21 protein-coding genes and 1 pseudogene are annotated in these 22,106 nt (G+C 56.5%); 5 read left to right on the forward strand and 17 right to left on the reverse strand.

Translation table 11 applies throughout. From position 1 onward, the window contains the following. Positions 1–2: 2 nt before the first annotated feature. The 4 genes and pseudogenes from KOE80_RS00740 to KOE80_RS00755 form a co-directional block, all read right to left on the reverse strand. Positions 3–1,352 (reverse strand): NtaA/DmoA family FMN-dependent monooxygenase, encoded by a 1,350-nt coding sequence (locus KOE80_RS00740; RefSeq protein ID WP_226348110.1) that lies wholly within the window; start codon positions 1,350–1,352, stop codon positions 3–5. Between the two features lie 9 nt (positions 1,353–1,361). Beyond that, the gene (locus tag KOE80_RS00745; RefSeq protein ID WP_226348111.1) at positions 1,362–2,354 is read right to left on the reverse strand and encodes an ABC transporter substrate-binding protein; all 993 of its coding nucleotides are present in this window, start codon (positions 2,352–2,354) and stop codon (positions 1,362–1,364) included. Between the two features lie 11 nt (positions 2,355–2,365). Then, on the reverse strand, positions 2,366–3,094 hold the full coding sequence (locus KOE80_RS00750; protein ID WP_226348112.1) for an ABC transporter ATP-binding protein: 729 nt from the start codon (positions 3,092–3,094) through the stop codon (positions 2,366–2,368). A 2-nt stretch (positions 3,095–3,096) separates the two neighbouring features. Next, positions 3,097–3,944 (reverse strand): annotated as a pseudogene (locus tag KOE80_RS00755) (ABC transporter permease subunit). 66 nt (positions 3,945–4,010) lie between these two features. On the opposite strand from KOE80_RS00755, the gene KOE80_RS00760 reads away from it, so the two are divergent. From KOE80_RS00760 to KOE80_RS00770, 3 genes are all read left to right on the forward strand, one after another. Next, positions 4,011–4,244, forward strand: a complete 234-nt coding sequence (locus KOE80_RS00760) for a hypothetical protein (RefSeq protein ID WP_226348113.1) — start codon at positions 4,011–4,013, stop codon at positions 4,242–4,244. Positions 4,245–4,328: 84 nt separating this feature from the next. Then, on the forward strand, positions 4,329–4,739 hold the full coding sequence (locus KOE80_RS00765; RefSeq protein WP_226348114.1) for a hypothetical protein: 411 nt from the start codon (positions 4,329–4,331) through the stop codon (positions 4,737–4,739). Next, on the forward strand, positions 4,740–4,943 hold the full coding sequence (locus KOE80_RS00770; RefSeq protein ID WP_226348115.1) for a helix-turn-helix transcriptional regulator: 204 nt from the start codon (positions 4,740–4,742) through the stop codon (positions 4,941–4,943). Positions 4,944–5,085: 142 nt separating this feature from the next. Here KOE80_RS00770 and KOE80_RS00775 read toward each other — a convergent pair whose 3' ends face one another. After that, a complete protein-coding gene (locus tag KOE80_RS00775; protein WP_063688870.1) occupies positions 5,086–5,859 on the reverse strand; it encodes an SDR family oxidoreductase in 774 nt (257 codons plus the stop codon). 193 nt (positions 5,860–6,052) lie between these two features. Here KOE80_RS00775 and KOE80_RS00780 point away from each other — a divergent pair, with 193 nt between their 5' ends. Continuing rightward, the gene (locus KOE80_RS00780) at positions 6,053–6,952 is read left to right on the forward strand and encodes a LysR family transcriptional regulator (RefSeq protein WP_226348116.1); all 900 of its coding nucleotides are present in this window, start codon (positions 6,053–6,055) and stop codon (positions 6,950–6,952) included. A 30-nt stretch (positions 6,953–6,982) separates the two neighbouring features. Here KOE80_RS00780 and KOE80_RS00785 read toward each other — a convergent pair whose 3' ends face one another. From KOE80_RS00785 to KOE80_RS00830, 10 genes are all read right to left on the reverse strand, one after another. After that, complete coding sequence (locus KOE80_RS00785; protein ID WP_226348117.1) at positions 6,983–8,122, reverse strand: calcium:proton antiporter; 1,140 nt, start codon at positions 8,120–8,122, stop codon at positions 6,983–6,985. 319 nt (positions 8,123–8,441) lie between these two features. Continuing rightward, positions 8,442–9,311, reverse strand: a complete 870-nt coding sequence (locus KOE80_RS00790) for a DNA-binding response regulator (protein WP_226348118.1) — start codon at positions 9,309–9,311, stop codon at positions 8,442–8,444. 690 nt (positions 9,312–10,001) lie between these two features. Continuing rightward, a complete protein-coding gene (locus tag KOE80_RS00795) occupies positions 10,002–10,610 on the reverse strand; it encodes a 2-hydroxychromene-2-carboxylate isomerase (protein WP_226348119.1) in 609 nt (202 codons plus the stop codon). Then, positions 10,607–11,935 (reverse strand): MFS transporter, encoded by a 1,329-nt coding sequence (locus KOE80_RS00800; RefSeq protein WP_226348120.1) that lies wholly within the window; start codon positions 11,933–11,935, stop codon positions 10,607–10,609. The genes KOE80_RS00795 and KOE80_RS00800 overlap by 4 nt, the downstream gene beginning before the upstream one ends. Before the next feature lie 39 nt (positions 11,936–11,974). Continuing rightward, the gene (locus KOE80_RS00805; protein ID WP_026485007.1) at positions 11,975–12,760 is read right to left on the reverse strand and encodes an aldolase; all 786 of its coding nucleotides are present in this window, start codon (positions 12,758–12,760) and stop codon (positions 11,975–11,977) included. A gap of 179 nt (positions 12,761–12,939) precedes the next feature. Then, positions 12,940–13,119 carry a hypothetical protein gene (locus tag KOE80_RS00810; protein ID WP_125303786.1) on the reverse strand — a complete coding sequence of 60 codons (180 nt, stop codon included), beginning with the start codon at positions 13,117–13,119 and terminating at the stop codon, positions 12,940–12,942. Positions 13,120–13,132: 13 nt separating this feature from the next. Next, positions 13,133–14,542, reverse strand: a complete 1,410-nt coding sequence (locus KOE80_RS00815; protein WP_226348121.1) for a GNAT family N-acetyltransferase — start codon at positions 14,540–14,542, stop codon at positions 13,133–13,135. Between the two features lie 370 nt (positions 14,543–14,912). Continuing rightward, the gene (locus KOE80_RS00820) at positions 14,913–16,082 is read right to left on the reverse strand and encodes a YncE family protein (protein ID WP_042482889.1); all 1,170 of its coding nucleotides are present in this window, start codon (positions 16,080–16,082) and stop codon (positions 14,913–14,915) included. Positions 16,083–16,213: 131 nt separating this feature from the next. Next, positions 16,214–16,687: a nucleoside deaminase gene (locus KOE80_RS00825; protein WP_042482892.1), complete on the reverse strand. Its 474-nt coding sequence runs from the start codon at positions 16,685–16,687 to the stop codon at positions 16,214–16,216. Between the two features lie 174 nt (positions 16,688–16,861). Continuing rightward, positions 16,862–17,698 carry a bifunctional allantoicase/(S)-ureidoglycine aminohydrolase gene (locus tag KOE80_RS00830; RefSeq protein WP_026485011.1) on the reverse strand — a complete coding sequence of 279 codons (837 nt, stop codon included), beginning with the start codon at positions 17,696–17,698 and terminating at the stop codon, positions 16,862–16,864. A gap of 261 nt (positions 17,699–17,959) precedes the next feature. On the opposite strand from KOE80_RS00830, the gene KOE80_RS00835 reads away from it, so the two are divergent. Continuing rightward, positions 17,960–18,835, forward strand: coding sequence for a LysR family transcriptional regulator (locus tag KOE80_RS00835; RefSeq protein WP_196784069.1), 876 nt, complete (start codon positions 17,960–17,962; stop codon positions 18,833–18,835). Between the two features lie 42 nt (positions 18,836–18,877). Here KOE80_RS00835 and KOE80_RS00840 read toward each other — a convergent pair whose 3' ends face one another. Both KOE80_RS00840 and metG read right to left on the reverse strand, forming a co-directional pair. Then, complete coding sequence (locus KOE80_RS00840; RefSeq protein WP_060186263.1) at positions 18,878–19,774, reverse strand: cation diffusion facilitator family transporter; 897 nt, start codon at positions 19,772–19,774, stop codon at positions 18,878–18,880. A 196-nt stretch (positions 19,775–19,970) separates the two neighbouring features. Then, on the reverse strand, positions 19,971–22,040 hold the full coding sequence (gene metG, locus KOE80_RS00845; RefSeq protein WP_060186264.1) for a methionine--tRNA ligase: 2,070 nt from the start codon (positions 22,038–22,040) through the stop codon (positions 19,971–19,973). Between the last annotated feature and the right edge of the window lie 66 nt (positions 22,041–22,106).

The raw sequence follows: 22,106 nt of genomic DNA on the forward strand, positions 1-22,106 counted from the left end.
TCTTAGACGGCAAGGGCTTGTTCAACAGAATGAAGTTGGGGAATCGGTAGCCCCAGATGCTCACGCAATGTGCGGGTTTGATATTCCCGCCGGAAGCGCCCTTGCTTTTGCAAGGCTGGAACCACGTAGTCTGCAATCACATCCAGGCCGGCTGGCTGTACATCGATATTCAGATTGAATCCATCGGCTGCTTTGGCATCTACCCAGTCGATCATGTTTTGTGCAAAGCCCTCCGGCGTGCCGGTGTAGATGCGATGCCCACCTATGATGTTGGAGAATAAAAGCTCGCGCGTATTCCAGTTATGGGCATGAGCTTCACTGAGCATTTCCTTGCGATGCCAGCGTGAGGCAATCGGCACCAGCGCTTCATTGGCCCTGATCTTGTCGTGAGGCAAGGGGGCGTCCAGATCCGCCAGATCATCGACATCCAGAGCCAGATGGCGGGCCAGTTCGGCACGCAGGCTGCGGCTATCCAGCAGATCGTCCAGTTTTCGCTTATGGCGTTGGGCTTCTTCGTCCGTGGAACCCAGAATCGGGAACAGGCCGGGCATGACCAGCAGATGGTCGGGCTGGCGACCATAGGAGGCAGCCAGAGCCTTGGTGTCCTGGTAAAAACCTTGAGCATTTTCCAGAATGCGTTGGCCGGTGAACAGGGCGTCGGCATAACGAGCACCAAAGGCTTTGGAGTCGGCAGACTGGCCGGCCTGGAAAATCACCGGACGTCCTTGCGGGGTCCGGGGCACGGACAGGGCTCCGCGAGAGGAAAAGTGTTGGCCCTGCAAGTCAAACGGGTTCAGTTTTTTCGGGTTTACAAAGACGCTGCTGTCCAGGTCCGCCTCAATCGCTTCCAGCGGAAAACTGTCCCACAGATTCTGGATGATCTGAACAAATTCTTCGGCGCGTTGATAGCGTTCGCTCTGATCCCAGCCTTTTTCCAGTCCATAAGCCTGCAAGGCGGGGGAGGTCTGGGAGGTGATGATGTTCCAGGCGGCCCGACCCTGGCTGACGTAGTCCAAGGAGGCAATTTGACGCGCCACAGTGTAAGGGTGACCAAACAAGGACGAGGTGGTTGTGACAAGGCCAATGTACTCCGTGTGCTGGGATAAGGCTGTGTTCAGCACCGTCGGGTCCAGCGCTCGCCAGGGGCGCAAATAGCTTTCTTCAACCAGACCGCCGGGGCCGTCAGCCAGAAAAATGGCATCGAGCAAGGCACGCTCGGCGGATTGGCTGATGGCAATGAATCGGTCGATATCTGTCGATAGGGAGGCCGGGTCGGGCAGGGTCTTCCAGGCCGCATCATGGCGGCCGGAGGCCAGGACATTCACGCCTAGACGTAGGTGTTGGTTTGACATGGTGAACCCTTAAAATCTGACGCTGTAATCGCTGACCTTGATGGGGGCCTTGATGATCTTGCGCTCGGCCAGCCAGTCCGCCGCCCGTTGGAAGTCCGCCATGAAGTTCTGATCGCCCGCTTCGTAAAAGCGGTTCTGACGACGGTAGGAAATCAGCAGATCACGCACGGCCTCGCTATAGCCGTTTTCCTGACGGGCAAGTTCTTCGGCCTCTTCAGGGTGCTCGGAGATCCACTTACCCTCTTCGTAGTAGGCATCCAGCACCGCACGGACCAGAGCGGGCTGCTTTTCTGCAAAATCCCGAGCGACCACCAGGGAGCTGTAATCAATCAGGAAGTCCAGATCCTTGCCTTCAAAAAAGAGGCTTTTGGCATCGTTGGCGATCAGAGAAATTTCCACCCCTGGCGACCACATGGCCCAAGCGTCCACTTTATTACTGGCAAAGGCGGGGCCGGCATCGGGCGGGTTCAGGTAAACAAACTGGACGTCTTTAAGATCGATGTTGTGCTTTTCCAGTGCGGCCACTACCAGAAACTCGCCCAGTCCGGCCTTGTTGACGGCAATGCGTTTGCCCACCAGGTCGCTGACCTGATCAATTCCACTGTTTTTCTTGACGATGATCTGGGTAGAGCGGGGCGAGTACACATTGAAGGACGCAAACACCAGCGGGGAGCCTGCCAGCATGGCGGCCAGGGCGGGCGTGGTGGAACCCCAGAAACTGAAGTCGGCACTGCCGCCGACAATGGCTTGCATGGACGGGGCATGGTTCGGGAAGGGGCCGACCCATTGCACCTTGATACCTTGGGCCAGCAAGCGTTTTTCCAGTTCTCCGCGTCGGCGAGCAATAGGAGGGATGCCGCCGGGGCCCCAGCCCAAGCGCACGGTTTGTGTGTCATTGGCCAAGGCGCTGCGACTGAAGGCGGGCAGTACCAGACCGGAGGCCAGGGCAGCACCACCGGCTTTAAGCAAACTGCGACGAGTCAATAAGGTAGAGCGAGACATGAAGAAACAACCTATAAAGAGGAGTGGTGATCCAGATCATCGGTAACGCCCAGATCACCCAGAAGGTGGTGGCGCAACGTCGTGAAATCGGCTTTTTGGACTTTGGTGTATTCAGCGGCGATGCGTCCGGCTTTCATCACCAGAATCCGGTCTGCAATGGCAATGGCCTCGTCTACATCGTGGGTGACGATCAGGGCGCCGGGACGGTGGCGGGCGATCAGCTCTTTCACCAGTACATGCATCTTGATGCGGGTCAGAGCGTCCAACGCGGCAAAAGGCTCATCCAGCAACATCAGGCGTGGACGGCGTACCAGGGCTCGTGCCAGTGCGACTCGTTGCGCCTGGCCACCGGATAGATTGCGCGGCCAGTCGTGCTCTCGTCCGGCCAGACCGACCTCTTCAAGAGCGTTGCGGGCCAAGGGCTCGGCGCTGGCATCCAGGCCCAGCATGACGTTGCTGAGCACATCCGCCCAGGGCAGCAGGCGATGCTCCTGAAAGACCACGGCAGAGGTGCCACTGCTCGTCAAAGTGCCAGCATCGGGGGTATCCAGTTCGGCCAGTACACGCAGCAAGGTTGTCTTGCCGCAGCCACTTTCACCCAGCAAAGCCACGAATTCTCCGGCGGCAATGCTCAAGTCCAGGTCGGCAATGACGATGCGATTGCCATAGCGACGTTGCAGACCTTGAACTTGAACGGCAATTTCTTCGGTGCTGTGTGTTGGAGGGGCAGCAATCGTCATGCTCAAGCCTTTCCGGAAAAGTTGGGATGCCAAGCCAGACTGCGGCGTTCCAGAACCCGCGCCAAGCTATCGGCCATGACGCCAATCAGCGCGTAGATGATGATGGTCAGCACAATGATGTCGGTTTGCAGAAACTCGCGTGCATCCATGGCCAGGTAGCCGACACCACGAGTGGTGGCCAGTGTTTCGGCGACAACCAGTGCCAGCCAGGCTGAGGCCAGGGCATAGCGCACCCCGGTCAGTACCGAGGGCATGGCACCGGGCAACACAATGCGGCGCACCGTTTCCAGACCGCTGAGGCGAGTCACGCGGGCCAATTCCAACAGCTTGGGATCGATCTGTCGTATGCCCAACACCGTGTTGACATAGATGGGGAAGAACACCGCCAGAGAAACCAGGAAAATCTTGCCGGACTCATCCACACCAAACCAGACGATGACCAAAGGCAGCAGGGCCAGGAACGGGATAGCACGTACCATCTGAATGATGCGATCCAGCAAGGCATGGGCCAGGGGAGAGAAGCCGGTCAGCACACCAATGGCAAAACTGAGCGTGCCGCCTATGGCAAAACCGGCTGCGGCACGTAGCAAGGAGGCCCCCAGGTGCAAGGCCAATTCACCGGACTGAATCAGTCCCCAGGCGGCGGACAGGACGGCAGAGGGGGAGGGAATACATGGGCTTGGACCAAGCCGGAACGGGAGATCGCCTCCCAGAGGACAAGCAGTGCAAAAGGAGCCAGCCAGGAGAGCAAGTCGTGAAATTGCTTGGTGGAGAGAACAGGCGTTTTGGTGCTGTCTGCAAGGTGCAGCAGGGGCACAGAAACGGCTTCATGCAATACGCTGTTTTTCATTTTTTATCCCAATCAAACCGGAGAACAAGCCTCAAACTCTATCGACCGGAAAGAGCGGGGTAAAAGATGAAGATGGAATATTTAAATCTTCAAGCAGGTAATCTTGTTATGACTTTTGAGCGTAAATCAAGCTTGTTCGGTGCTGCAGGACAGATTCAGGAAGAAGCGTGCAACAAATCCGTCAGCCAGTTGCCAGCGATGGCAAATGGGGTTTGGCCGACTAGCGTGTGTGACGGCGGTGAGTCGCTGCCAGTGCCTACTGAATGTGAAGGCGTATTTCTGTGGCGAAATCCACCATAAAAAAATGTAAGGTTAACTTTACTTATTGACAGGTTTTTTTGACTTCTATAAAGTCAGGTTTACTTTACATTCAGGTGTTCAAACATGCTTATCAACAGCAATTCCACTTCTGCGCCATCACCAGGCCGCAGCTATCTGATTCGCACTTTGCTCTTTATGGGCGTGTATATCCTGGTCAATGCCTTGACCATTGTGGGACTGTTCGACAGCCTGCTTGGTCGACCTGTTGGTTGGCTGATTGCCATTGCCGTCGCCCTGCCGGTTGCGGGGCAAGTCTGGGCCACCTTGCGCTTGATGGCGCAAAGCGATGAGTTCGTGCGGGTGATTGTGGCCAAGTGCTTTGTGCTGGCCGCAGGTGCAACCCTGACCTTGTGGACGGCCTGGGGCTTTGGGGAAACTTACGCTGCCGCGCCTCATATTCCTGCCTGGCTGATTTACCCCTTCTTTTGGGCTGTGTTCGCCCTGGTTTCACCCTTTGTCCGGACTAGCGATTAAATGAAAAACCGATTGCGTGTATTGCGGGCCGAGGCGAACTGGACGCAGGCAGATTTGGCAGAGCGCCTGGGTGTGTCCCGGCAGGCGGTAAATGCGCTGGAAACAGGCAAACATGCACCGTCCTTGGATTTGGCATTCAAGATCAGTGCCTTGTTCGCGCAGACTGTAGAAGAAATTTTCGAGAACCCATATCGGGAGCCCTGAGCCTGGACGGGTATTGCTCTCTGGATGGCACCGCAGCTTGTTGATGCCTCCTGGACATCAACAAGCGGGTATCGAAAAAAGCCAGTGTTCAAGCCTGAGGCAATGATCTTGCAGGCTCAGGCTCAAACACTGGCTCGCTTTCTTACTTGGTGGTGTAGCCACCGTTGATCAGAATGGTCTGGCCGGTAATCCACCAGCCATCGCTGACCAGATGACGAATAAAGGGCACCACATCTTCAATGTCTGTCAGTCCGGTCTTGGAGTAGGGGGACAGGGCGGCAGCCGTCTTGTGATAGGCCACGGCGTCCTCGCCTTCGGCTGGATAAAAGAAGGGGGTATCCATAGGGCCAGGGCCGACTGCTGTCACGGAAATACCGCGTGCGCCATATTCTTTGGCGGCAGCGCGGGTGTAGTGTTCTACCGGCGCTTTGGTGCCCGCATAAGCGGCGTAAAACGGGGTGAAAGCCCCCAGCAGGGACGTGACCAGGGTGCAGACTTTGCCATTGTCCTGTACGTGTTTGCCGGCTTCCTTCAGGAAGAAAAAAGCGGTTTTGGAGTTGATGTCGCTCATCTCCTCGTACTCGGCTTCGCTGACTTCGGTCAGTGATTTTTTCAGTACCTTGCCGACCGTGTTGATGGCGATATCGGGGCGGCCAATGGCGGCGACGGTATCGCTAAACAGTTTTTCCATGGCACTGGCCGAACGCAAGTCGGCCTGGAAGGCGACGGCTTGTGCGCCAGCGGCCTGGATGGCTTTGACAGTGGCTTCGGCATCCGCTTTGGAGCTGTCGCTGTTGTAGTGAATGGCAATGGCGCGCGCCCCTTGTTCTGCCAGGTCGCGGGCGATCAGGCCACCCAGATTCTTTGCTCCGCCTGCAATCAGAACGGTTTTACCTTTGATGCTGTGCTTTGCCATGATGACTCCTTGCTAGTGTGGGCTGCGGGCTGCAAGCCGTTTCGTTTTTCCATGATATAAGTCGATGAAATTGTTTAAATCATCCAGTTCTGACATCATTTGTCTGAAAAAACGAACAATCAGCCTCGCTGCTTGAGCAGACCGGGGCTGGCGGTCTAGCCCGTGTTTTACGACCGCTTATTTGGAGAAGGCCATGGACCGCATTGACCTGTTTCGCATCTTTACGCGGGTCGTGGAGTGCGCCAATTTCACCCGCGCGGCGGATACCTTGGGGATGCCGCGCTCTTCCGTGTCGGCGGCCATTCAGGAGCTGGAGGGCCGAGTGGGGGCGCGCTTGCTGAATCGTACCACGCGCAAAGTAACGGTCACGCAAGATGGGGCGGCCTTTTACGAGCGTTGCCTGCGCGTGATTGCCGATGTGCAGGAAACCGAGAACCTGTTTCGCCAGGCCAGTGTGGGGCCAATAGGCACAATCAAGGTGGATGTGCCGGGGCGGGTGGGTCGCCTGATTGTGGCGCCTGCGTTGCCAGAGTTTCTGGAGCGCTATCCGCATGTCCATGTGCATCTGGGCGTGACGGACCGCGAGGTGAACTTGATCGAGGAGCAGGTGGATTGTGTACTGAGGGTGGGGCCCTTAAGTGATTCGGGCCTGATCGCCAGAAAAATGGGCAGCCTGCCCTTGATCAATGTGGCCAGTCCCGCCTATCTTGCCCGGTATGGCATGCCCCAGACGCCAGCGGATCTGGAAAACCATCAAGTGGTACGTTATGCCTCGCCCACCAGCGAACGTGTGGCTCCTTGGGAATGGATGGAGCAGGACAAGCGTCAGGTGCTGGATCTGCCAGGCCGCGTAACGGTGAATAATGCCGAAGCGTATATCGCCTGTTGTTTATCCGGCCTGGGATTGATCCAGATTCCTGCCTACGATGTACAGGCGCACTTGCAGGCAGGTGAATTGGTGGAGGTGCTGCCGGATCACCGTGCCGCCCCTATGCCCATGTCCTTGCTGTATTTGCACCGCCAGCACTTGTCGCGCCGCTTTCAGGTGTTTGCGGATTGGCTGGAAACCTTGCTGCACCATTCCGCCTTGTAGTGTGGAGCAATAGGCGGCAAGGGAAAGCCATCAGGGATAGAACAGCAGCAGCCCGAACACCGCGAACACCATCAGGTGCATATAGCCTTGAATGGGGGAGGTTCGCTTGCCGCTAAAGCTCAAGATGCTGAGCAGTACCGTGATCAGAAACAGCACGATTTCTGTATTGCTGATGCCCATGATCACTTGTTTGCCGGTGATCAGGCCAATCATCAGCACCACCGGCACCGTCAGCCCCACGGTAGAGACGAAGGCACCCAGACACAGATTGATGGCGCGCTGCATTTCATTGTTCATGGCCGACTTGATGGCGGTAATGGACTCCGGGGTGAACACGATAATCGCGATCAGCACACCGCCGACAGCAACGGGGGCGCCCGAAGCGGCGATACCGTAGTCCGTCACAATGGCCAGATCGTGTGCCAGCAAGACGATAGGCAAGATCAGGGCGATCAGCACCAGGCTGCGTATCAGCATGGCGCGGGTCGCTTGAGGATCACGCGGTGCGGGTGCCGCATCTTCAGCGTTCTGCACGGCCTGGTTGGGCTGTACATAGTCATGACGGTGGCTGCCCATTTGCAGATACAGGAAGGTGGCATAAACGAGACCTGTCAGGACCGCAATGCCGATGGCCCGGGTCGTGCTGAACTCGCCTGCCGTGCTGGTGTAGTTGGGCAGAATCAGGCCCACACTGGTCAGCAAGACGATCATGGACAAGTAGGTGTTGGTGCCTTGGCGGTTGAACTCCTGGTCGCCATTGCGCGCTGCGCCAGCAATCAGACACAGGCCGGTGATCAGGTTCAGGATGATCATCATTACGGCGTAGATCGAGTCCCGACCTATGGTGGGAAAGTCACCTGGCCCCAGCAGGACCGAGGCGATCAGGATGACTTCGATCAGCACAATGGACAGGGTCAGGATCAGGGTGCCGTAAGGCTCGCCCAACTGATGGGCCAGGTGGTCGGCTTCACGGACCACCCCAAATGAGGCCGCCAGAATGGTCACGAACAGCACCAGAAAGACGATGGCCGCTGTGGTGCCGTTCAAGGAATCTCCCAGCCACTGCCCGCCAAAAATCATGAACAGGACAACAATGGACCAGGAACCGAGCAAGCGTAGCCAGGTGATGGGAGTAATGAGTTGAGTAGAGGGTGATGCAGGGTGGGCCATCGTGGATGCTCCGCCAAAGAGGTAGGGCCGTCCCTGTGCTGAAAAAGCAGATCCAGGTCGTCCTGGATCTGTTTTGAATTGAACTATTCAAGTAGCCACGATTTTATCACCTGGACCTCAAGCGGCAAGTGTGGCCTGCCTGAAACCGGATTTTTTGTGGCGGGGAGCCATCTTTTTCTGTATTCAGGCAAGATGCTGCGGGGAAGGGGCGGGCTCTTCTACTTATCTTCCTGCCATGGCGTTCAAGCAGCTTTCATTTTCAGGGGGTGCTTGCAGCTATCCAATGTCTGCATCCATTTTGGATCGCTATTTACGGCGGTCACCAACCTGATGAAAAAACAGGTGGTCCCATGGAGCGGACACAAGCCGCGTTTTCTGTATAGGGTTTGTTCTTTTCAATAGCCTGCCTGAATTTTCCAGGGGCCACACCCGCATAGGCTTTGAATGCGGTAGAGAAATTGGCCGGGCTGGAGAAACCTAAATCAGTCGCAATGACATCAATTTTCAAGGCTGTGGTTTTCAGCAGATATTCGGCCCGATACATGCGTTGCAATCGGATATAACTGCTCACACTCAAGCCAAAATTGCGTTGAAATATATTCATGATTTTTCGACGTGAAATCTTGAACATATCGCACAGTTCTTTCTGGCTGGGAGGCGAGCCCAGATTGGCATCGATGGTCTTTTGAATCGCGTGGATCAGCATGCTGGTTTCGGCAGTTGTGCTGGGGCGCTGGCTTGGAGTCTTGCCCGAGATCACTGCAGGTGTCATTTGTTTGGGACAGCGCAAGGGAACGTTGATCCGTTCTTTGACCTCGTCTACCGCATACGGATTGCCAATGTAATCAACCGCTCCTGCCTTTAAAAAAGCGACGCATTCCTCACTGCTGCCATCCATGCGCGAATCCAGAATAATAATGGGGATTTGGGCGGTGGCTTTTAATCCTTGCAGCATATGAGTCAAGGACAAAGCGTCAATCCCCGTCAATTGCTTATCCAGCAGGATAAGTTCCGGTAGCGTTAACTGGGCCTTGGTATATCCTTGCACTCCGTCAGCGGCAACAGAAACCCGAAAAGCACCAGCCAGCAGGGATTGAAGAAGTTGTTCGTGCTGTCGAGTGTTATTGGAGATCAGCAGAATCCTGATTTTTTGATCTGGCTGATACTTTATAGTGGCGTATTTGTTCAATATAAAGTCCCGCGCCCTTCTTCTGACGAAGACGGCTACCTTTACTGGCATTGCTCAAGTAGCCAATTTCCTCAGAATACAGACTCAATGAATAGATAAAATCTATCGATATGATTCGTACGGCAGACATAACATTCTGTATCAATGGAAAAAGTAAATTTTCAAAATTGCTCATTGCATTTCATTTTTGGCAGGCGGCATGCCGAAAGCCCGAAACCCGGGCCCCAAGCCGGACCCAAATGTCCAATCTCAGGAATGCTACGCTGGCGTATCGGTGAATTTTTTTGGCAGGAGAAGGCGTGATTCTACGGCTTTACACCTGAAAGCAGGACTAAGTCCAGGCTGGCCAGCCTTGGTTTTGCCCGAATGAGTGTGCATCTGGATGAGCTTGTCCGTGGCGGATTGTGAAGCTGTTTTTGTGATGATTCAGCGAAGCAGGAAGCACAGTCAGTAACAAGGCGTTTATTTGCCGCTTCTCTGTTGGATTTTGACCAATTCTTGAGGTCTGTTTTTGATCATTGATATGGTTATTAGATCGGTTTTGATATGGCGTGTTTGAATCCTTCAGGGGACGTGGGGAAGGTTGGAAGACCGCAAACCAAGCAGAGAACAGGAAGGGCGGGACAAGCTTGATCAGCCTTGTCCCGCCCTTGTTTTACAAGCAGCTTGAGTGGGTCTGGGGAGCCGGTGTCAAGCCGGCGCAAGATCTAAAGTGATGGCCTCGTCCAGCATATCCAGTCTGTCTTGCCCCCAGAAAAGTTCGCCCTGGTACACATAGGTGGGTGAACCGAAGACACCGGCCGTAATGGCCTCTTCAGTATGGGCTTGATACTGCTTTTGCATCAGCGGTGCCTGCTCCAGCCAGTACTCCGCGTCCAGCTGGCACGCCTGCAAGATCCCGGCCAGTTGGGCTGGGTCGGCAATGTTTTGCTCCTCGCACCATTGTGCCCGCAAAATGGCTTTGTACAGATCCAGCACCGGCAAGCGGGCCTGATCGATTGCGATCACCAAGGTGGAAGCCAGGGTGGCGTCTGGGCACATGAAGCGCGGTGTGGGGTTCACGTGTATGCCCAGTTTGCGACACCAGCGCTGCAGCTCTGCAATGCGATAAGCCTGCCGTTCGGGCGAGCGTTGTCCCAACAGAACACCGCCCGTCCGGGCATAGACCTGAGGCAAGTCCACGGGTTTGTAATGGATAGGGATGTCATGTTTGTGGGCGATCGCCTCCAGTCGGTCGGCCCCCAGGTAGGCCCAGTCCGAATTCATCCAGAAGTAGTAGTGAATACCGGGCGTGTTCATGTGCGGACCTTTCGGTTGGATAGGGCGGGAAGGGAAAAATGCGTAGGGCCGTGCATGAACCAGGTACTGGCAAAGGCAATCAGACCCAGCCCGCTCAGGTACCAGACGATGTAGTCGGGTTGGCCATCGCCATAGGCCAGCAAGGAGGTCGCTACCAGGGGAGCCAGACCGCCACCGATGGCACCGGATACCTGCACGGCAATGGAGATGCCGCTGTAACGCACTTCAGGTGGGAATTGCGTGGAAAACAGGCCACCTTGTGGGCCATACAGCGCGGCATAGACCAGCCCAATTGCAATCACCAACGCCAGGGTGATGGTCTTGGAGTCCAGGCTGCCCAGCATGGAAAAGAAGGTGGAGGAGAACGCCAGCATGCAGATGGTGCCTGCCATGAAAACCCATTTGAAGCCGATTCTGTCGCCCAGGACGCCAAATAGCGGCATGGTGAACAAGGCTGCAAACGCGCCCCAGACGGTGGCATCCAGCATGACGCTGCGCTCCACCCCCAAGGTCGTGGTGGCGTAGGCCAGGGCAAAGGTCACCACCGTGTAGAACCAGGTCACTTCCGCCAGACGACCTCCCACGACGAGTAGAACTTCACGCGGGTAATGACGCAGGACTTCCAGGGCGGGGATCGGAACCTGTTTGCCCTTTTTACTCATCTGCTCGAAGTCGGGGGATTCGGCCACTTTGGCGCGTATCCACCAGCCCACCAGCAGCAAGACAACACTGGCCAGAAAGGGCAGACGCCAGCCCCAGGAGAGCATGTCTTCTTCGGGCAGGCTGGCGACGGCTCCCATAGCCAGAGAAGACAGGATCAGGCCGGGGGCCACCCCTGTTTGCGGCAAGCTGCCGAAAAAGCCTTTCTTGCCTTCCGGGGCATGTTCAACCGCCATCAGCACGGCTCCGCCCCATTCGCCGCCCACGGCAATGCCTTGCAGAAAGCGCATCAGGACCAGTAGCACAGCGGCCCAGTAGCCAATACTTTCATAAGAGGGAATCAGCCCGATCAGGATGGTGGGGATTCCCATTAGAAAGAGCGTGATCAGTAGCATGGATTTTCGGCCCAGCTTGTCGCCGAAGTGGCCGAAAACAAATCCTCCTAAAGGACGGGCGAAAAAGCCCACGGAGTAGGTGGCAAAGGCCGCCAGTGTGCCCGTAATCGGGTCAAAGGCGGGGAAAAAGATCTTGTTGAAAATCAGTGCGGCAGCGGTGCCGTATAGGAAAAAGTCATACCACTCTATGGTGGTTCCCATCATGCTGGCCAAGCCAGCGGTAACGTACTGGCGCGACGAACGCGCCTGTCCATGGTTAGGCATCGTCATAGCGACCTCCTGGTGGAAGCTGGATATTGGGTACGGGCGTCAGCGAGTTTTAGTTAAGGGCGCAATGCCTTGGGTCTGACGGGACCAGTAGTCAAAGGTAGCGTTAACAATGGAGGGCTTGAGCAGATAGTCGTGCGCTTCGGCCGCCAAGGTATCGTCCACAGGGGTAAGTGGGCCAAAGGCCGCTTGTGCACGCACTTGCAGACGTGCGGCGCGTTCCAGATACACCGACAGGTAAGTGGCTTCCTGGCAGCTTTTACCTGCGGTCAGATAACCGTGGTGGGCCAGAATAATGGCACGCTTGTCACCCAGCGCCTTGGAAATGATGACGCCTTCCTGATCGGCAATGGGCACGCCAGGCCATTCGCCCAAAAATGCACAGTCATTGTGCAGAGGCGTCATGTCCATTTGCGAAATTACCAAGGGCTGGCGGGCGGTGGCCAATACCGTGGCCCAGGGTGAGTGCGTGTGGATGATGGAGTTGACGTCGGGGCGAGCCTCGTAGACCCACAAGTGAAAGCGGGTGGCCGGGTTGGCCATGCCTTCGCCGCTAAGGGTATTCAAGTCGCGGTCAACTTCAATGAAGTCTTCGGGGGTGGCTTCGTCAAAACCCAGACCAAAGCGCAAGGTCCAGTAGGCACCGGGGCGCTCGGAACGGACACTGATTTGACCGGCCAAACCGGCTTCCTGCTCAGTCATGGCCAGGATACGGCAGGCGAATGCCATGGTTTCGCGGGTGTCGCGTTGCACTTGCTGTAGATGAGTGGCCATCTCTTTGGTGGCGCGTTCATCAAAATAGGATTTGTCTCTGAGCGGGGTATCCATGTGATTTGTCTCCTTTGGTAGGCCTCGTCGATCCTTGTGCCGACGATGGGATTCATTGTCTTGATTTACATCAAGAGGAGCTATGCGCGCTGGCTCATAGCTCCTATTCCATTTGCTTGGGGCCTTACTAAAGGGACGAGCCCGGCTGGGGCCGGGCAAGGAGGCAGACACTGGGCAGATCAGCCCTGACGCCAGCGGGATCGCTCGCGGCGTCGTGAGCGGGACCAGGGATGCTGCACCTTATGCGGCTGTGGCCGGGGATCGGGTGGATGGCGCGTGTCATTGCTTTCCACGGGATTGGAGTCCGGTTTAGGCGAGTCCAGAAAGACACTAATGGAACAATCGCAATCGAGGTACATGGACAGTCCTTTGTCAACGTGAAGAAAGGGGAGGCGGTACGGCGGCACCGTTGCGGGCTGGTGTGCCTCCCGAAAAAAACGTGTCGTAGCTGTCTTGCAGGGCATGCAGGATCAATTCGGGATAGTTGTCTTGCTCGGTGGGCAGACGCGATTGCAGCAACGCCAGATGCTCGTTGTCCTGCTGACCGCCCCATTGCTTGTGATAGTGACCATGCTGATAGCCACGCAGTTGACGCAAGCGGTTCAAGGCGTTCTTGCCAGCGTAGGAGTGGTAGAGCGTATCCAGGGTCAAGCCACAAAGGTTGGCCAGTCGGGCAAAGTCGCTGAAATCAAACTGGCGCGTCTCCAGGACACGCAAGGTAAAGCGTTCCAGAGCCGACATGATGGCCGCCGAGTCGCTGGCGATGGCTGGTGCGTGCTGGAGCTGATCCAGCGCGGTGGCGGCCTCTTGCTCGCGCAGATCATCCTTGGCACGCAGGACATCGCACAGGCCAAAATGCAGGATGTCGATCAGCTCCAGCTGGAGCTGCGGCAGATTGCGTTCACTATGCTGCCACCACTTCCAATCCAGGTAACTGGCCAGCTCTGCACATTCCACCCAGATCGCCCGGTAGTAGTCCTGTTTGGCGACTCGCCAGTCAGGATCAATCAGTTGGTTCAGTTCGGCTTGCAGGGCCAGCATTTGTTTCAGGCGGCGGGCCCCCGGGCCAGTCGGAGCGACAGTGAGTTGTTGCCCCAAACGGTGTTTTTGACGGCCTTGCTCATCAAAATTCTCGGGCGCCAGCCAGGCCTGGAAATTCGCTTTCAGGGCAGGCCATTCCTGATCGGTAATGGAGAACCAGGCTGTGTCGCGCGAGCGGCCCTTGTACACAATTGCCTGACGGAAAATACCTTCGTAGCGAAAGCCCAGTCGTCGTGCAGCCGCTTGTGAAGGAGCATTGTGTGTGTCGCACTTCCATTCGTAGCGGCGGTAGCCCAGGCCATCAATCGCATAAGCCATCAACAGGTAGTGGGCTTCGGTGGCCATGCGAGTTTGTTTCAGGGCAGGCGACCAGGCGACAAAACCCACTTCAATACAGCCGTTTTGCGGGTCGATACGCATTAGAGACAAGGTGCCCAGTGCGCGCCCTGTGGCTTGCTCCACGACGGCGTAGTGCACGGCATTGCTGGCTTGGCTGATGGTTTGCAGGTGCTGATCGAACTGCGCGCGATTGGTAAAGGGTTCTACAGACAAATAGGTCCAGTCGCGGCCATCGCTGGCGCTGCTGTAGGCCTCGTACAGGCTGTCGCCATGTTGCGCCGGGTTCACCGCTTCCAGACGGCAGTATTTGCCGTGCAGAACGCAGCGTGCTGGCTGCGGACGGGCTTGCCAATGAGGGAGCGGGGGGCCAATAGGCTGGTGATACGCGTTCAGCTGAACCATGACTTGTCTTCAATAGAAAACGCTCCAGAAATGCCAATCTGTGGCACAACTGGAGGCGGGAAAGGGAGTGTGAGGCCGGGAGACAAGAGGTGTCTTGCTAGGCCACTAATTGATTCTATTGAGCAAGTGGCTGGTTGCAGCAATCCGCTTTGCTGCCTGTTTCCAGACCGCATTGCTAAAATAGCGTTGAAACGCCCAAGAGCCAGTTATGGCGGGCCCTGGCTTAGGGCTTGAACAGCAGACAAAACTATCCTGCAGCCCAGGCACAGATGCTGAGCAGGCCGCCTGGCAGACCAAAGTGGCAGGTATTAAAAAAGCCGAGCTACCTTGCGGGTAGTCTCGGCTTGGGGGCAGGCTTCAAGCCAGAAGCTTAGAGCTGATTCAGGTTCAGACGCAGAACGCTGTCTTTGGCACCTTTTAGGTAGTGTGGGCTCTTGTCGCCATGAGGAATCTTGATGGTGACAAAAGCGGTCTGGCCGTCAGCGCTCAGAGTCACGCTGTTGGGGTGCACAGGGGCGCTGATGCGGTGTTTCACGGCCAGGGTATTGGCATCCAGAATGGTGACCGAGCCGGTGCCGGCAGGCGTTTCACGATCCACGCCACGGTTGGTGGCGATCAGTTCTTTACGAGCGTCGTTGTACACGATATCCAGCAGCCCCAGACCGACTTCAGCGGTGTTTTCCACTTTGCCGGAGGTGGTGTCGAACACGTAGATCTTGCCGGTGTTGGCGTCAGCACCAAACAGTTTCTTGCCATCGGCGCTCAGCGTGATGTTCACGAAGAAGTGGCGGGAGTCTTCACGCTTGTCGCTTTTTGCATCGCCAGTGGTGAAACGCTGTTCGATAGCGCCTGTGGCCGGGTTGATGACAGCAATTTCGTCCTTGCCACCGTGGCCCACGAACAGGCGCTTGGTGTTGGCATCGTAGGCAGCGCCAGCAGGCCACAGGCCTACGTTATCGATGTTATGCAGGATGCGACCTTCGGCGCCGTCCACAATCCATACGCGGCCACCTTCAGAGGGGTTGGTCACGAAGATGCGGTTGTCCTGCTCGTCAATCACGACTTTACGGGTGTGTTCCCAGCCGCCCTTGTCTTCTTTCTGACCCAGTTGGATCAGTTGCTTGACGGTGCCATTCAGGCTGTTGATTGCCAGCAGCGAGCCGTCCAGGGTGTTGCCCACGTACAGAGTGTGAGTTTTCTGGTTCAGGCCCAGTGCAAAGGCACGGCGCGGCAATTGGATCAGCTGCGATTCACGTAGCGTGTCCTGGTCCAGAACGTGCAGGAAGCCAGCAGCACGGTCTTCAAACAAAGGAGTAGCAGCAACAAACAACTGCTTGCTGTCCTTGGCGGCCAGAATTTCGTAGGCACCATCAATGGTGTCCTGACGGAAAGTGACCTGTGCCTGAGGCGCAGTCGCATTAAAGGACGATGTTTGGCCCGCTTGTTGCGATTGCGGTGCAGTCTGGCATGCACTGAGCAGCAAAGCGCCCATTACGGAGGCAACAATCATTTTTAAAGAGGCTGGGCGGGACGCAATCATGTATTTCCTTTGGGATTCAATAAATGAGAATCGTTACTATAACTGCTCTGTTTTATAAACTTTTCTGACTTGTCTGTCTATGTAAATACGCAAAATCCTGCTTGATGGCAGGGTTTTGAATGGCCTTTGTTTTAGTCCTGCTTGGAGCCGTTTCCAAATCGGGCTTGCCAGGCTTCATACACTTTGCGTTTTTCCGGCAAGGGCAGGTGCTCCATTTTCACGCCCTGTTTGCCAAAGTCCTGCTGCATTTTTTTGTAGAAGGATTCGGTGGACCAGCCAAAGGGTTCGCCTTCCTCATCGTCGGCGCAATACACCACGCGCTCCACGCCCGAGGCGATCATGGCGGCCATGCACATGGGGCAGGGGATGCCGCTGGCATACATGGTGCTGCCTGCATGGCTGCTGCTTTTCACGTTCTGGCTGGCAGTACGCAGCGCCTGGATCTCAGCGTGCGCGGTGGGGTCATGGGCAATGTAGGTCTCATTAACCCCTTCGGCCAGAACTTGACCATCGCGCACCAGCACTGCGCCAAAGGGCTGGCCGCCGCGGGCGACATTCTCTTCGGCGATCTGGATGGAGCGCAGCAGATAGTGTTTATCGTTCATGTTTTTCTCCTGTAGAGAAGCAAGGTTGGAATGAGCCTTGAAACTAGAGTCCCTATTTGCGCCTTGTGGGACCCCTGCGGGCACAGGCGGCATCAGGGGGACGCGTTCCGGTTTGGCGTGTTTGTAATGCAAAACAGCCGCTGACGGGCAGCGGCTGTTCTGTTTCAGACCATATTAGCGAGTGCCGCCAAGTGTCAGATTGGCATGACGGTTTACGTCTTTGTACAGCAAGTAGCGGAAACGGCCTGGTCCGCCTGCGTAGCAAGCCTGCGGGCAGAAAGCGCGCAGCCACATGAAGTCACCGGCTTCCACTTCAACCCAGTCCTGGTTCAGACGGTACACCGCCTTACCTTCCAGAACGTACAGACCGTGTTCCATCACGTGCGTTTCAGCGAAGGGGATCACGCCACCGGGTTCAAAGTTCACGATGTTCACGTGCATGTCGTGACGCAGGTCGGACATGTCGGTGAAACGGGTGGTGCTCCAACGGCCTTCGGTGTCGGGCATGACGCCAGGTTTCACGTCTTTTTCGTTGGTCACAAAGGCTTCAGGGGCATCCAGGCCTTCCACACGCTGGTAGCGCTTGCGAATCCAGTGGAAGTTGGCCAGCTCGCCCGTGCGGTTGTGCAAGGTCCAGTTGGTGGAAGGAGGAATAAAGGCATAGCCGCCTTCTTCCATGATGTGCTTGGTGCCTTCCAGAACCAGTTCCAGCTGGCCCTTGACGACAAAAATCACGCCTTCGGCTTCGGGGTCGGACTCAGGGTTGTTGCTGCCACCCTGTGGGCCTACTTCCATGATGTATTGGGAGAAGGTCTCGGCAAAGCCGGACAGAGGACGTGCCAATACCCACAGACGGGTATTTTCCCAACCGGGCAGGTAGCTGGTCACGATGTCTTGCAGCACGCCTTTGGGCAGCACGGCATAGGCCTCGGTGAACATGGCGCGGTCCGTCAGCAACTGAGTCTGAGGAGGATGGCCACCTGGAGGGGCGTAGTAATTGACTTTGGACATGTTGATTCCCATTGAAATTCAGTAAGGAAAAATCTGTCGAACGGCACGGCGCAATCCCGGCGGCTGGCAAAAGGCACAGGCGGGATGTCGTTGTAATGCGCGGGACCAATACACCTTAACGACTGCTGGTGATATTTACAAATTAAATGTATAAATCTCTAGTATCTGTTTTTTGAATAAAAGGGCGGTGGGGTGGATTGCCCTGGCGGATTTCAGAAAGGGTTTGAGCATATGGATCATCAACTATCAAGCAGTCCCAGCCTGAATCGGCCTTTGTACGATCTGGACCTGCTGCTGGCCTTGTTGACGGTAGTCGATTGCGGCAGCTTCACGGCGGCCGCAACGCGTTTGCATTCCACGCAGTCCACGATCAGCCAGAAAGTGCGGCGCCTGGAGGAACTGGCCGGGCTGCGTCTGCTGGACCGGGCTAGCCGGGGCGTCAGCACGACTGAAGCGGGGCAGACCCTGTTGGGTTACGCCCGCCAGATGCTGGCTTTGAATCATCAGCTGTCTGAAGCCCTGTCCGGTTCTCTGGTGACTATTTCCGTGCGTCTTGGCGTGCCTGAGGACTTTACCAATGGACAGACCATGCGGGCCTTGGCGGGCTTCAACCGTCGCTTCCCGCAGGTGCGTCTGGAAGTCAGTAGCGGCTTGAGCAGCGACCTGCTGGCCGCTTACGATCAGGGTGAGCTGGATCTGGTGCTGGTCAAGCAGCGTCACAATGCCCGTGAAGCGGTGGCGTGTCTACCCGAGCAGACAGCCTGGGTGGATAGCGCGACTGATCCGGTCTTTCATCTGGACCCCATCCCCTTGGTGACCTTCCCGCGTAGGGGTGTGTATCGAGAGGAAATCATCAGTGCTGTCGAGTCCTTGGGACGTCGTTGGCGTATCAGCTTTACCAGTTCCAGCTTGAGCGGTATTCAGGGGGCGGTGGCAGACGGGATGGGGATCAGCTTGCTGCCGCGGCGTGCGGTGCGCGATGACCATATTGAATTGGGCCAAGCACAAGGTCTGCCCCGTATCGATGCTTTTGAACTGGCAATTTTGCATCGACCTCATGCCAATGAGATGGTGACGGCCTTGTCCCGTGTGCTGGTGGAGATGCTGGCGCCCGAGAGCGCCCGCCGTCCTGGATAGCCTGCTGTTGGGCTGGCGAAGCTCGTAGAGCTTAGACAGGGTTTAGCGCTGGGGTGTGACCGGATCAAAGTGTGTCATGACATCCAGCACGGGCTCTTCGGCCATCACACGGTCCCGTGCGGCCACGGCAATGGCATGACCTTGAGCAATAGTCAGGGTGCTGTCCATTTCCAGATCCACTTCTACCCAGATCATGTCCCCCAGTTTGCGGGTCCGTAGCTGGTGTATGCCTTCCACACCGGGGGTCTCGCGCAAGAGCTTGGCAATGCGCTCTTCCGTTTCCTGATCGACCGCTTTATCGGTCAGGTCGTGAAATGCGCCAATAGAAAACTTCCAGCCCATGCGCAGAATCATCAAACCCACAATACTGGCGGCCAAGGGGTCGCCCAAAGGCAGACCTGCCAGGTTGGCCATCACCCCGACGCTAACGACCAGCGAGGAGGCAGCGTCGGAGCGCGCGTGCCAGGCATTGGCAACCAGCATGGTCGAGCGCAAACGCTTCGCGACACGCAACATGTAGCGAAACAGGAGTTCTTTACTACAGAGCGCGATGAAGGCAATGGCCAGGGCAATCGGGTGTACTGCTTCGATGCTGCTGGGGTCGCGCAAGGAAGACACAGCATTCCATAACATGCCCAGTCCTACGGCCAGCAAGAGGCCGCCAATGGCCAGGGTGGCCGCCGTTTCGTACCGCAAATGTCCGTAAGGGTGATCTGCGTCCGGACCTCGACGGCTATGGCGGTTGGCGATCAGCACTACAAAGTCTGACAGCAGGTCGGACAGGGAGTGGATGGCGTCAGCAATCAGGGCCTGCGAATGAGCAAACAGACCCACCACAATTTGCAGCACGCTCAAACTGATATTGACGATGACACTGACCCAGGTGGAGCGCTGTGCACCAAGGTGCCGATCCAGTTCAGAAGGGGGGATGTTTTCCATGCCAAGAGGTCCTTGCATTCAAAGCAGCAGACTGTGCATCAATACAGCAGTTTCAAAATAAAGAGTGTATCGGCTTTCCTGGGTTACGGGTCGCTGAAAGGGGCTTGGCAGGCTGTTTTGAGCCTGTTCTTTGGTATATGTAGACAAAAAAGCCTCGCTTTTTCGGCGAGGCTCTTTTGCGTATCAGGAATGCGTCTTAATTGATGCGCATACCGGGCTGGGCACCGGGGAATGGTTCCAGAATATAGATACCTTGATCCACGGCATCATCCGCATGGCTGGCCGCCAGAACCATGCCCTCGGATACGCCGAAACGCATCTTGCGAGGAGCCAGGTTAGCGACCAGTACCGTCAGCTTGCCGATCAGATCTTCGGGCTGGTAAGCCGACTTGATGCCGGAGAACACTTGGCGCAAGCGGCCTTCGCCAGCGTCCAGGCTCAGACGCAGCAGCTTGTCCGAGCCTTCCACGGCTTCGCAACTCACAATCTTGGCAATGCGCAGGTCCACCTTGATGAAGTCCTTGATGTCGATGGTGTCGGCAATGGCTTCACCACCGGGCAGCACGACGGGAGCGGGTGGCGGAGCCAGCAGCTCGTCCACCATGGCGCTGTCTACACGCTGCATCAGATGCTTGAAGGGAGCGATGTGATCAGGCAAGGCAGCCACGTCGTCCCAGACAAAGTCGCGGTCCAGACCAAACAGTTCGTGGGCCACGCGATGGGTCAGGGTGGGCAAGATGGCGGTCAGCATGACGGACAAGCCCTTGAAGCCAGCCAGGGTGCGCGAGCAAATATCTTGCAGCGCATCTTTCTGAGCTTGCTCGGCGGTCGCAATGCCTTTGGCCATGACCCAGGGCTGGGCGGTATCAAAAGCCTGGTTGATGATGTCGGCCTGAGCCATGATCTGGCGCACGGCACGACCATACTCGCGGCTTTCCAAGTCGGCGCGGACTTTCTCGGCGACTTCCTTGAGCTGGTTTTGCAGTTCGGAGGTGTCGCCTTGGTAAGCCAGCTTGCCATCAAAATGCTTGCTGATGAAGTTGGCGGCACGGCTGGCGATGTTCACGTACTTGCCAATCAGGTCGCTGTTGACGCGGGCAATGAAGTCGTCAGGATTGAAATCCATGTCTTCGACGTGCGAGTTCAGCTTGGCGGCCATGTAATAGCGCATCCACTCTGCATCCATGCCCAGCTCCAGGTAGCGCAGGGGCGAAATGCCGGTGCCGCGACTCTTGGACATTTTCTCGCCGCTAACTGTGATGAAACCGTGCACGTTCAAGGCGTCAGGCACTTTACGGCCGGAGAACTTCAGCATGGCAGGCCAGAACAGGGCGTGGAAGTACACGATGTCCTTGCCGATGAAGTGGACCTGCTCGGTGCTGCCTTCCGGATCCAGCAAGGCATCAAAGTCCAGACCGGCCTTGGCGCAGTAGGCTTTCAAGGAGGCCAGATAGCCAACAGGCGCATCCAGCCAGACGTAGAAATATTTGCCGGGAGCGTCCGGAATCGGGATGCCGTAGTAGGGCTCGTCGCGGGAAATGTCCCAGTCGTTCAGAGAGGCCTCTGCGCCTTCGCCTGTACCCAGCCATTCGCGGGTCTTGCCCAGCACTTCCGATTGCAGACGCGGCTTGCCCTGGGCGTTCTTGCCCGTGGTCCACTCTTGCAGGAAGGCTACGCAGCGCGGGTCGGACAAGCGGAAGAAAAAGTGTTCCGAGGTCTTTAACACCGGACGCGCATTGGTCAGGGTGGAGTAGGGTTCGATCAGTTCGGTAGGAGCGTAAACCGCGCTACAGACTTCGCAGCTGTCGCCGTACTGGTCCTTGGCGTGACACTTGGGGCACTCGCCCTTGATGTAACGATCGGGCAGGAACATGCCTTTGACCGGATCGTAGAACTGTTCGATGGTGCGGGTGTCAATAAAGCCGGCGCTTTTCAGCGTGCGGTAGATATCCTGGGCCAGTTCGACGTTGTCTGGCGAGTCCGTACGGTGCCAGTGGTCGAATTTGACGTTAAAGCCGTTCAGGTAGGTGGGGCGCTCGGCCGCGATCTTGTCTACCAACTGAGCGGGGGTAATGCCAGCGCTTTCTGCTTTGAGCATGATGGGCGCGCCATGGGCGTCGTCCGCACACACAAAATGCACAGTATGTCCCGACATTCGCATGGACCGAACCCAGATGTCGGCCTGGATATATTCCATGATGTGGCCGATGTGAAACGAGCCGTTGGCATACGGCAGGGCGGTCGTAACAAATATCGTTCGTGACATGACTTAACAAAATAAAAGAGAAAGGGAACAAGGATTCTACGGTCTATTGCACACTTGTGCTGCGCC

Origin of the sequence: Alcaligenes sp. 13f (genome assembly GCF_020496585.1) — a bacterium.
Classification (GTDB): Bacteria; Pseudomonadota; Gammaproteobacteria; order Burkholderiales; family Burkholderiaceae_B; genus Alcaligenes; species Alcaligenes phenolicus.

Bases quoted from the DNA above. Each gene is read 5' to 3' on its own strand.
- KOE80_RS00740 (WP_226348110.1), bottom strand. From the start codon at position 1,352: ATGTCAAACCAACACCTACGTCTAGGCGTGAATGTCCTGGCCTCCGGC.
- KOE80_RS00745 (WP_226348111.1), bottom strand. From the start codon at position 2,354: ATGTCTCGCTCTACCTTATTGACTCGTCGCAGTTTGCTTAAAGCCGGT.
- KOE80_RS00750 (WP_226348112.1), bottom strand. From the start codon at position 3,094: ATGACGATTGCTGCCCCTCCAACACACAGCACCGAAGAAATTGCCGTT.
- KOE80_RS00760 (WP_226348113.1), top strand. From the start codon at position 4,011: ATGAAGATGGAATATTTAAATCTTCAAGCAGGTAATCTTGTTATGACT.
- KOE80_RS00765 (WP_226348114.1), top strand. From the start codon at position 4,329: ATGCTTATCAACAGCAATTCCACTTCTGCGCCATCACCAGGCCGCAGC.
- KOE80_RS00770 (WP_226348115.1), top strand. From the start codon at position 4,740: ATGAAAAACCGATTGCGTGTATTGCGGGCCGAGGCGAACTGGACGCAG.
- KOE80_RS00775 (WP_063688870.1), bottom strand. From the start codon at position 5,859: ATGGCAAAGCACAGCATCAAAGGTAAAACCGTTCTGATTGCAGGCGGA.
- KOE80_RS00780 (WP_226348116.1), top strand. From the start codon at position 6,053: ATGGACCGCATTGACCTGTTTCGCATCTTTACGCGGGTCGTGGAGTGC.
- KOE80_RS00785 (WP_226348117.1), bottom strand. From the start codon at position 8,122: ATGGCCCACCCTGCATCACCCTCTACTCAACTCATTACTCCCATCACC.
- KOE80_RS00795 (WP_226348119.1), bottom strand. From the start codon at position 10,610: ATGAACACGCCCGGTATTCACTACTACTTCTGGATGAATTCGGACTGG.
- KOE80_RS00800 (WP_226348120.1), bottom strand. From the start codon at position 11,935: ATGACGATGCCTAACCATGGACAGGCGCGTTCGTCGCGCCAGTACGTT.
- KOE80_RS00805 (WP_026485007.1), bottom strand. From the start codon at position 12,760: ATGGATACCCCGCTCAGAGACAAATCCTATTTTGATGAACGCGCCACC.
- KOE80_RS00810 (WP_125303786.1), bottom strand. From the start codon at position 13,119: ATGTACCTCGATTGCGATTGTTCCATTAGTGTCTTTCTGGACTCGCCT.
- KOE80_RS00815 (WP_226348121.1), bottom strand. From the start codon at position 14,542: ATGGTTCAGCTGAACGCGTATCACCAGCCTATTGGCCCCCCGCTCCCT.
- KOE80_RS00820 (WP_042482889.1), bottom strand. From the start codon at position 16,082: ATGATTGCGTCCCGCCCAGCCTCTTTAAAAATGATTGTTGCCTCCGTA.
- KOE80_RS00825 (WP_042482892.1), bottom strand. From the start codon at position 16,687: ATGAACGATAAACACTATCTGCTGCGCTCCATCCAGATCGCCGAAGAG.
- KOE80_RS00830 (WP_026485011.1), bottom strand. From the start codon at position 17,698: ATGTCCAAAGTCAATTACTACGCCCCTCCAGGTGGCCATCCTCCTCAG.
- KOE80_RS00840 (WP_060186263.1), bottom strand. From the start codon at position 19,774: ATGGAAAACATCCCCCCTTCTGAACTGGATCGGCACCTTGGTGCACAG.
- metG (WP_060186264.1), bottom strand. From the start codon at position 22,040: ATGTCACGAACGATATTTGTTACGACCGCCCTGCCGTATGCCAACGGC.